We start from the raw sequence: 1,135 nt of genomic DNA, 5'->3' as shown, positions 1-1,135 counted from the left end.
CGCACGGCGGCCGGCTCAGCGATCCGCGCCGTGCGCACGCGACACGCACAGCGCCCAGATGATGAACCCGGAGAAGGCGATCATCACGACGGACCAGACCGGGTAGTACGGCAGGGACAGGAAGTTGGCGATGATGAGGAGACCGGCGATCACCACGCCGGCGACGCGGGCCCACAGGGCGCCCCGGACCAGGCCGAGGCTGACGAGCACCCCGATGGCGCCGAGCACCAGGTGGGTCCAGCCCCACGCGCTGAGGTCGAACTGGAAGACGTAGTCCTGCGTCGTGACGAAGACGTCGTCCTCGGCGATGCCCATGATGCCCCGGAGGATGTCGAGCACCGACACGATCATGAGCGAGACGGCGGCGAAGACCGTCAGGCCTTCGGCCCACTGCCGTTTGGCCGTCGGCGTGTGCGCGCCGGTGGCGCCGTGCGTCGGGTGTGTCGCTGTCATTCCGATGCCTCGATTCGGTGTCGTGCGGTCAGCGCCCTGCGGACGAGGCGAACCGGTCCGCGTGTTCCGCCGGGCCGTGGCCGCTCAGGACCAGTTCCTTCGCCCTGCGGAACTCGTCGTCCGAGATGTCGCCGCGGGCCTTGATCTCGGACAGCCGGGCGAGTTCGTCGACGCTGCTGGTACGGCCGTCGGCGCCCCTGGCGGTCTCTCGGACGTAGCTGTCGAAGGCCTCCTGCTGTGCGCGCGCCTGGGCGATCTCGCGGCGCCCCATGTTCTTGCCGCGGGCGATCACGTAGACGAAGACGCCCAGGAAGGGCAGGACGACCGTGAACACCAGCCAGCCGGCCTTGGCCCAGCCGCTCAGGTGGTCGTCGCGGAAGATGTCCATGACGACCCGGAAGAGCAGGACGAACCACATGATCCACAGGAAGAAGACCAGCATGGTCCAGAAGGCGCTCAGCAGCGGATAGTCGTACGCGAGGTACGTCGCACCACTCATCTCGGTCCTCCGTTCCGGGCCGCCCGTGCCCGACATTCCGTTGTGTGCCGACTTCAGCGTGTCCGCGACGAGGGACCGCCCGCCTCACCCGGGACGGGTGAAACGCCGCCCCGGCCGGTCCCCGCGGCGCGGCGGGGTGTCTCAGCCGGTCCCCGCGGCACGGCGGGGCGCCCCCGTGATGCC

The 1,135-nt window shown here is 69.8% G+C and carries 2 protein-coding genes; both read right to left on the bottom strand.

Going from position 1 to position 1,135, the window contains the following annotated elements; all coding sequences use genetic code 11:
* Positions 1-15: 15 nt before the first annotated feature.
* Positions 16-453, bottom strand: a complete 438-nt coding sequence (locus B7767_RS41995; RefSeq protein WP_085576420.1) for a hypothetical protein — start codon at positions 451-453, stop codon at positions 16-18.
* A gap of 28 nt (positions 454-481) precedes the next feature.
* Positions 482-952: an SHOCT domain-containing protein gene (locus B7767_RS41990; RefSeq protein WP_085576419.1), complete on the bottom strand. Its 471-nt coding sequence runs from the start codon at positions 950-952 to the stop codon at positions 482-484.
* Positions 953-1,135: the final 183 nt, after the last annotated feature.

It is taken from the genome of Streptomyces sp. 13-12-16, from assembly GCF_002114215.1.
Taxonomy (GTDB): domain Bacteria; phylum Actinomycetota; class Actinomycetes; order Streptomycetales; family Streptomycetaceae; genus Streptomyces.
This window is presented reverse-complemented; position numbering and strand designations above follow the sequence as displayed.